General features: G+C 69.1%; 7 protein-coding genes. 5 read left to right on the top strand and 2 right to left on the bottom strand.

All coding sequences use genetic code 11. From position 1 onward, the window contains the following. The coding region (locus AB4112_RS07685) for an alpha/beta hydrolase (protein WP_441718309.1) at positions 1-717 on the top strand (717 nt) is incomplete at its 5' end. Positions 718-820: 103 nt separating this feature from the next. Here the strand turns inward: AB4112_RS07685 and denD are convergent. Further along, on the bottom strand, positions 821-1,819 hold the full coding sequence (gene denD / locus AB4112_RS07680) for a D-erythronate dehydrogenase (RefSeq protein ID WP_309792515.1): 999 nt from the start codon (positions 1,817-1,819) through the stop codon (positions 821-823). A 137-nt stretch (positions 1,820-1,956) separates the two neighbouring features. Further along, positions 1,957-3,462, bottom strand: a complete 1,506-nt coding sequence (locus AB4112_RS07675) for an amino acid permease (RefSeq protein WP_441718306.1) — start codon at positions 3,460-3,462, stop codon at positions 1,957-1,959. A 330-nt stretch (positions 3,463-3,792) separates the two neighbouring features. Between AB4112_RS07675 and AB4112_RS07670 the strand changes: the two genes are divergently transcribed. The 4 genes from AB4112_RS07670 (at position 3,793) to soxR (ending at position 7,607) form a co-directional block, all read left to right on the top strand. Further along, positions 3,793-5,190 carry a glutamine synthetase family protein gene (locus AB4112_RS07670; protein WP_441718303.1) on the top strand — a complete coding sequence of 466 codons (1,398 nt, stop codon included), beginning with the start codon at positions 3,793-3,795 and terminating at the stop codon, positions 5,188-5,190. Between the two features lie 129 nt (positions 5,191-5,319). Next, a complete protein-coding gene (locus AB4112_RS07665) occupies positions 5,320-6,096 on the top strand; it encodes an SDR family oxidoreductase (protein ID WP_441718300.1) in 777 nt (258 codons plus the stop codon). Further along, positions 6,096-7,001 carry a DMT family transporter gene (locus AB4112_RS07660; protein WP_441718297.1) on the top strand — a complete coding sequence of 302 codons (906 nt, stop codon included), beginning with the start codon at positions 6,096-6,098 and terminating at the stop codon, positions 6,999-7,001. Before AB4112_RS07665 ends, AB4112_RS07660 begins: the two co-directional genes overlap by 1 nt. 87 nt (positions 7,002-7,088) lie before the next feature. Next, positions 7,089-7,607 carry a redox-sensitive transcriptional activator SoxR gene (gene soxR / locus AB4112_RS07655; RefSeq protein ID WP_441718295.1) on the top strand — a complete coding sequence of 173 codons (519 nt, stop codon included), beginning with the start codon at positions 7,089-7,091 and terminating at the stop codon, positions 7,605-7,607. Positions 7,608-7,680: the final 73 nt, after the last annotated feature.

Genomic DNA, 7,680 nt, shown 5'->3' with positions numbered 1-7,680 from the left:
GGCCCCGCCCGCGCCGCGACCCCGGCCGCGGCCCCGCGCATCCGCAACGTGGTGCTGGTCCATGGCGCCTATGCCGACGGGTCGTGCTGGCTGGACGTGATCCCCCGGCTGCAGCAGGCCGGCCTGAACGTGGCGGCGGTGCAGAACCCGCTGCAGTCCCTGGCCGAGGATTGCGCCTTCACCCAGCGCACCCTGGACCTGCAGGACGGCCCGACCGTGCTGGTCGGCCATTCCTACGCCGGCGAGATCATCACCCAGACCGGCGTCGACCCCAAGGTCGCGGCCCTGGTCTACTGCTCCGCCCGCGGGCCGGACGCCAATGAGGACTACACGGCGCTGGCCAAGACCTACCCGACCCCGCCGGCCAGCGCGGGCCTGGTCCATGCCGGCGGCTACATCCAGCTCAGCGAGGAGGCGTTCCTGCGCGACTTCGCCGGCGATGTCGACCCTGTGAGGGCCAGGGCGCTCTACGCCGTCCAGGGCCGCGTCTCCGAGACCCTGTTCAGCGCCAAGGTCACCCAGGCGGCATGGCGGTCGAAGCCGTCCTTCTACCAGGTCTCGACCCAGGACCGGACGATCAACCCGGACCTGGAGCGGTTCATGGCCAAGCGGATGAACGCCAAGACCATCGAGCTGCCCTCGAGCCATCTCGGCATCGTCTCGCACGCCAAGGAGATCGCGGATTTGATCATCGAAGCCGCGAACACCCCGGCCTGATAGGTCTCCGGCGGATAAGCCAGCCTGCGCAAACCCATTCCCATCTGTCATTGCCCGGCTTGACCGGGCATTGACAGCAAGGGGCAGATGACAGGTCGAGCCTTCAGTGCCTGGAGGGCAGGAAGTCCTCGATGTAGTCCTCGACCACCCGGTCGATGCTCTCGTCGATCGGCAGGCCCAGCGCCTTGGCGCGGTCCCAGCTGGCGTCGGTGGCCCAGCCGTCGACGATGGCCTGGATCACCGGGTCCGGCTTGGTGGTGATGGGCCCGAGCTTGATCTGGTACTTCTCGGCCACCCGCTTCACCGAGGCCACCATGTCCTCGACCGTGTAGGCCCGGCTGGGCAGGTTGACGGCGCGGTCATCGCCCAGCGCCGATGCCGGCGCCTCGTGCAGGCCGATGAAGCTGGCGACGCAGTTGCGGTAGCCCAGCATCGGCAGCTGCGCCCGGGTCACCGGCAGCACGCACTCCACGCCGTTCAGCGGCTCGCGGAACACGCCGGAGCAGAAGCTGGAGGCGGCGGAGTTCGCCTTGCCCGGCCGCACGAAGATGGTCGGCAGCCGCGCCGACCGGCCGTCGAAGAAGCCCTTGCGGCTGTAGTCGTTGATCAGCAGCTCGGTGATGGTCTTGGTGACGCCGTAGGTGGTCTGGCTGGTCTGCTTGGTGGAATCGGTCACCGTCTTCGGCATCACCGACCCGCCGAACACCGCGATCGAGCTGGCGGCGACCAGGCGCTGCGCCCCGCCCTTGCGCGCCCGCAGCGCCTCGAACACGTTCAGGCCGCCGTCGAGATTGACCTTCAGCGCCAGGTCGAAATCCTTCTCGCCGCCGCCGGACAGGATCGAGGCGAGGTGGAACATCGAGACGTCGTCGCGGTCGACCAGGCCGAAGACGGTGGCGCGGTCGGAGATGTCGCCGGTGACGATCGACACCCGGTCATCCAGCCCGTCCGGCCGCTCGTCGGGGGCGGCCATGTCGAACAGGGTGATGGCGTCGATCGGCTCCGGCCCACCGGAGATGCCGGTCAGCGTGCCGCGCTTCAGCAGCGCCCGCGCCAGGTTCAGCCCGACGAAACCGAGACCACCGGTGATGACGACCTTCATCCTGCGTTTCCTCTGATCCCGCTGCCTCCTGTGGAGGCAAGCGTATTGTATGACTTATAAGGTTTAGAGCGCCCCCAACCCGGCGGCAAGAAAAAGGGGCGCCCCGCGGAGCGCCCCTGTCCCGAAGTTCCGGCCGATCAGGCCTTGCCGGCCTCGCCCAGCGCCTGTTCGGCGGCGGCGATCTCGGCCTGGCGGCGACGCACCGCCTCGCCGACCGGCGGCCCCTGGAAGCGCCGGTTTTCCAGCGCGACCCAAAAGATGCCGAGCACCACGATCATCGCCACGGTGATGATCAGCACCTTGTCGTTCGGCGGCTGGATGCCGATCCAGAACAGGACGAAGGTCCCGATCACGGCCAGGAGGGCGATCGGCTTGTACGCGGCGCCCAGGCTGAACGGGCCGAAGGTGGTCCAGGTCTTGCCATGGGCCAGGATGCCGGCGGAGATCGGCATGGCGTAGGAGATGTAGAGGAACACGGCGCAGGCCGTCGCCAGGGTGGCGAAGGCCGGGGTGTAAAGCGTGACCAGCACCGACAGCACCGCCGTGGTCCAGATCGCGACCGCCGGCGTCCGGAACTTCGGGCTGACCGAGCGCAGCGCGTTCGAGAACGGCAGGCCGCCGTCGCGGGCGAAGGCGTAGGTCATGCGCGAGGTCGAGGTCAGGCCGGCCAGGGCGCACAGGTAGTTCGCCAGCACGATGCCGATGAACAGCAAGGTCCGGGCCCAGCCGGGCATCACCGAATCCATCAGCCAGTAGAAGACGTTGCCGCCCTGCGCTGCGCCGGCCGTCGGGTCCGGCATGGCCAGGACGAAGGCGCAGATCATGACGTAGCCGAAGATGCCCGACCAGATCACCGACTGCAGCATGCCGCGCGGCACGTTGCGGGCGGCGTCGACCGTCTCCTCCGAGGTGTGGGCCGAGGCATCGAAGCCGGTCACCGTGTAGACCGGCAGCAGCAGGCCGAGCAGGAAGGCGACGAAGATGCTGCTGCGCACCTCCGGGATCACGCCGCCGCCGAGGTCGCCGGTGTTGTTGGTGAAGGTGAACAGCCGGCCGAATTCGAGCGGGCCCGGGGCGTAGGCCAGCATGGCGATGGTCAGCACGATGGCGACGGCGAAGATCAGGTAGCCGCTGAAATCGGTCAGCAGCGTCGTCGCCCGGATGCCGAGATGGTTGAACAGCGCCTGGGTCAGCGTGATCAGCGAGATGCCGATGACCTGGTGCGTCACCGTCAGGGTGGCCGGGTCGATGCCGAAGATCGGGCCGAGGCCGTTCACGAACAGCACATAGGTGCCGACATTGACCGAGGCCACGACGAAGAGCAGGCCCAGCAGGTTGAACCAGGCCGTCACCCAGCCCCAGAACCGCCCGCCCAGGATCGAGCCCCAATGGTAGAGGCCGCCGGCGGTCGGGTAGGCCGAGGCGATCTGCGCCATGGCCAGGGCGACGATCAGGGCGAACAGGCAGCCCACCGGCCAGCCGATGCCGATGCCGGCGCCGCCGACGCTGCTGAAGGCGAGCTGGAACGACGTGATGCCGCCGGCCAGGATGCAGATGATCGAGAAGGAGATGGCGAAGTTCGAGAAGCCGCTCATCCGCCGCAGCAATTCCTGGGCATAGCCCATGCTGTGCAGAATCTTCACGTCGTCGGAGACGTCTTGCGCGCCTCCGGCCTGACGGTGACCGTCGTGGGACATGATGAACCCCCTGTTGCCGGTTCTGATGTGCTTCTTGGGCCGCCCCCTCGCGCGGCGGAAACGGGCACGATCCCACATCGATCGGCCCATATCTGGTAGAAACTGTCTCACCGAACCACAATCTCGGCAAGAGCGTTGCGGAAATGACAGTCGTGTGACGGCCGCCGCCGCGGCCTCTCTTGCCGCCGCTTCGCCGGACGTGCTCAGAATACCGCCGCAACGACCCAGCCGGCGCGAGCGGCGGGGTGACAGGGAAACGGGAGACTTCAGCACATCATGGCGCAACCGACCGCCCGGGGTCCGGCCCCTTCGACCAGGGCCCCCTTCACCGCCGCCGACGCCCGCAAGCTCGTGGAAGAGAGCGACTACAGTCATATCAAGGTGGCGCTGACCGATGTCGACGGCATCCTGCGCGGCAAGTACATCTCGCGGGAGAAGTTCTTCTCGGCGCTGGAGAAGGGCTTCGCCTTCTGCGATGTGATCGTCGGCTGGGACAACAACGACCAGCTCTACGACAACACCCGCTACACCGGCTGGCACACCGCCTATCCCGACGCGCCGGTGCGCATCCTGCCGGAGACGATGCGCCGGCTGCCGTTCGAGAACGACCTGCCCTTCTTCCTGTGCGAGCTGGCCGACCAGGCCGAGGCGGTGTGCCCGCGCGCCGTGCTGCGCCGCATGCTGGACAAGGCCAAGGGCATGGGCTTCAGCCTGAAGGCGGCGTTCGAATACGAGTTCTTCATGTTCGACGAGACGCCACATTCGGTGCGCGAGAAGAACTACCGCAACCTGACCAGCCTGACGCCGGGCTTCTTCGGCTATTCCGTGCTGCGCAACTCGGTGTGGTCGGACCTGTACCACGAGCTGCTGGGCACCATGCAGGCGATGGACTGCGAGATCGAGGGGCTGCACACCGAGACCGGCCCGGGCGTGCTGGAGGCGGCGATCGCGGTCGATGACGGCCTGGCCGCCGCCGACAAGGCGACGATCTTCAAGACCTTCACCAAGGTGATTGCCCAGCGCAACAACCTGATGGCCACCTTCATGTCGAAGTGGTCGAACGCCTGGCCGGGGCAGAGCGGCCACATCCACATGTCGCTGCTCGACGCCAAGGGCAAGGCGGTGTTCCACGACCCGAAGGACCCGCATGAGATGAGTGCGACGATGCGCCATTTCGTGGCCGGCCAGGTGGCGCTGCTGCCGGAGTTCCTGGCCATGGTGGCGCAGACGGTGAACGCCTATTCCCGGCTGATCCCGGGCTATTGGGCGCCGACCTCTTCGACCTGGGGGGTGGAGAACCGCACCACCGCGCTGCGCGTGATCAAGGGCGGGCCGAAGAGCCAGCGGGTCGAGTTCCGCATCGCCGCCGCCGACGCCAACCCCTACATCATCCTGGCCGCGGCGCTGGGCGCCGGGCTGTGGGGCATCGAGCACAAGCTGGAGCCGGGGGCGCCGGTGAAGGGCAACGCCTACGACAAGACCTTCCCGCGCAAGACAGAGCTGCCGCGCACCCTGTGGGATGCGTCGCAGCGGCTGAAGACCTCGAAGACCGCGCGCAGCCTGTTCGGCGACGACTGGGTCGACCACTACGCCGCCACCCGCGAATGGGAGGAGCGCGAATTCCGCAAGCACATCACCGACTGGGAACTGGCACGGTACTTCGAGATCATCTGACCCGAACCGTCATTGCGAGCGTAGCGAAGCAATCCACGGCCGCTTCCACCGGCCCGATGGATTGCTTCGTCGGCTTCGCCTCCTCGCAATGACGGTGGAGGGTCGGGTCCTGTCACAGAGGAACCACCCATGGATCTCGGCCTGAGCGGAAAGACGGTGCTGGTCACCGGCGGATCGAAGGGCATCGGCCTGGCTTCTGCCCGCGCCTTCCTGGCGGAGGGCGCGCGCGTCGCGATCACCTCGCGCGCCCAAGCCAATCTCGACCGCGCGGCGGCGGAGCTGCCCGGAGTCTTCGCCATCGCCGCCGACCTGATCGACGACGCCGCCGCGCTGCGGGTGGTCGAGACCGTTGAACGCGAATTCGGCCCGATCGACGTGCTGGTCAATTCCGCCGGCGCCGCGAAGCGGACCCCGGCCGAGGAGCTGACGCCGGCGGCGTGGCGGGCCGCGCTGGACGCCAAGTTCTTCTCCTACATCAACGTCATCGACCCTGTGGTGAAGCGCATGGCCGCGCGGGGAGCCGGTGTCGTCGTCAACGTCATCGGCAATGGCGGCAAGGTGCCGTCGGCGGTCCACATCGCCGGCGGCGCCGCCAATGCGGCGCTGATGCTGGCCACGGCGGGCCTGGCCACCGCCTATGCGGCGCGGGGCGTGCGCGTGGTCGGGCTGAACCCCGGCCTGACCGAGACCGAGCGGGTGGCCGAGGGGCTGCAGGCCGAGACCCGGCTGCACGGCATCTCGCTGGACGAGGCGCGGCAGCGGGCGATCTCGCGGATCCCGCTGGGCCGTGCGGCGCGGCCGGAGGAGATCGCCGACGCCGTGCTGTTCCTGGCCTCGGCCAAGGCCAGCTACATCACCGGGGTCAACATCACCATGGATGGGGCGCAGTCTCCGGTCGTGGTGTGATGAGCGGTGCGGCGTCGACGTCCCGGCCGGGGGTTTCGGTGCCGGGCCTCGGCCTGCTGCTGGTGACCAGCCTGATGTGGGGCCTGAACTGGCCCTTCGTGAAGTACCTGCTGACGGCGCTGCCGCCCTTCTCGATCCGCGCCGCCAGCGGCCTGATCGGCACCGCGCTGGTGCTGGGGATCGCCCTGGCGCGCCGCGAATCCCTGCGGCCGCCGGCCGGGCAATGGGGCCGGCTGTGCCTGGCCGCCGGCCTGAACGTCAGCGCCTGGATGGCGCTGACCACCCTGTCGCTGCTGTGGCTGCGGGCGTCGGAGACGACGATCCTGGCCTACACCCTGCCGATCTGGTCCGCGCTGTTGGCCTGGCCGCTGCTGGGCGAACGGCCGACCGCCGCCCGGGTCTTCGGCCTGCTGCTCGGGCTGGCCGGCGTCGGCCTGCTGGTGGCGCATGGCGCGCCCGGCGAGGCCGACCCCTGGGCCAAGCTGCCGGGCGTGGCCTTCGCCCTAGCCGCGGCGATGCTGTTCGCGCTGGGCACCGTGCTGGCCAAGCGCGCGCCGGTGGCAATGCCGCCGACGGCGCTCGTGGCGTGGCAGACCGGGCTGGGCCTGCTGCCGCTGCTGGTCCTGTGGATGCTGCTCGAACGGCCGGATTTCACCGGGCTGGACACGCGCAGCTGGCTGGCCCTGATCTATGGTGGGGCGCTGGCCTTCGGCCTGGCCTATGTCACCTGGTTCGCGGCGCTGCGCCGCCTGCCGGCCTCGGTCGCCACCATCGGATCGCTGCTGGCGCCGGTGGTCGGGGTGGTGGCCTCGGCCATGCTGCTGGGCGAACCGCTCGGCCTGCGCGAGGTCGGCGCCCTGGCCCTGACTCTGGGCGGCGTCGCCCTCGCCGCCTTCGCCCGCTGACCTGGTTTCGTGGGCCCGAGCCCTGGTTTGCCGTGACGCGCGAGGCGCGCTAGGATCTCAACCAATGTTGAGGTCTGGAGAAACGTCATGGCGCTGCCGGAACGTCCGATCATCCGCAGGGACCTGTCGGTGGGCGAGGTCGCCGGGCGCAGCGGCGTCGCCGTCTCCGCCATCCATTTTTACGAGGCCGAGGGCCTGATCGCGGGTTGGCGCACCGGGGCGAACCACCGCCGCTATGGTCGCGACGTGCTGCGCCGCATCGCCGTGATCAAGGTGGCGCAGCGCGCCGGCATCCCGCTGCGCGAGATCGGCGAGGCGCTGGCGACGCTGCCGGACGGGCGCAGCCCGACGGCGGAGGACTGGCGCCGGCTGTCGGCCGGGTGGAAGGCCAGCCTGGACGACCGCATCGACCGGCTGACCCGGCTGCGCGACCAGCTGGCCAGCTGCATCGGCTGCGGCTGCCTGTCGATCGGCGACTGCCCGCTGCGCAACCCCCTTGACTGGCTGGGTGAGGAGGGCGCCGGGCCGCGGCTGCTCGACCCGGTCGAGCAGCCGCAGGACGGACCGGACCGGCATGATGCACGGCCGGTACGGGAGGCGAGCTAACAACGCCTCACAACGGATATCGAGCAAGATCCCGGCCGCGGGATAAAATATAGTCCCGGCCAATCGTCGCTTC

Source organism: Inquilinus sp. 2KB_23 (genome assembly GCF_052115705.1).
Lineage (GTDB): Bacteria > Pseudomonadota > Alphaproteobacteria > DSM-16000 > Inquilinaceae > Inquilinus > Inquilinus ginsengisoli_A.
The sequence above is the reverse complement of the archived record's forward strand: the minus strand, read 5'-3'. Positions and strand labels throughout refer to the sequence as shown.

Coding starts and splice junctions, on each gene's coding strand:
- AB4112_RS07665 (WP_441718300.1), top strand. CDS start 5,320: ATGGATCTCGGCCTGAGCGGAAAGACGGTGCTGGTCACCGGCGGATCG.
- soxR (WP_441718295.1), top strand. CDS start 7,089: ATGGCGCTGCCGGAACGTCCGATCATCCGCAGGGACCTGTCGGTGGGC.
- AB4112_RS07660 (WP_441718297.1), top strand. CDS start 6,096: ATGAGCGGTGCGGCGTCGACGTCCCGGCCGGGGGTTTCGGTGCCGGGC.
- AB4112_RS07670 (WP_441718303.1), top strand. CDS start 3,793: ATGGCGCAACCGACCGCCCGGGGTCCGGCCCCTTCGACCAGGGCCCCC.
- denD (WP_309792515.1), bottom strand. CDS start 1,819: ATGAAGGTCGTCATCACCGGTGGTCTCGGTTTCGTCGGGCTGAACCTG.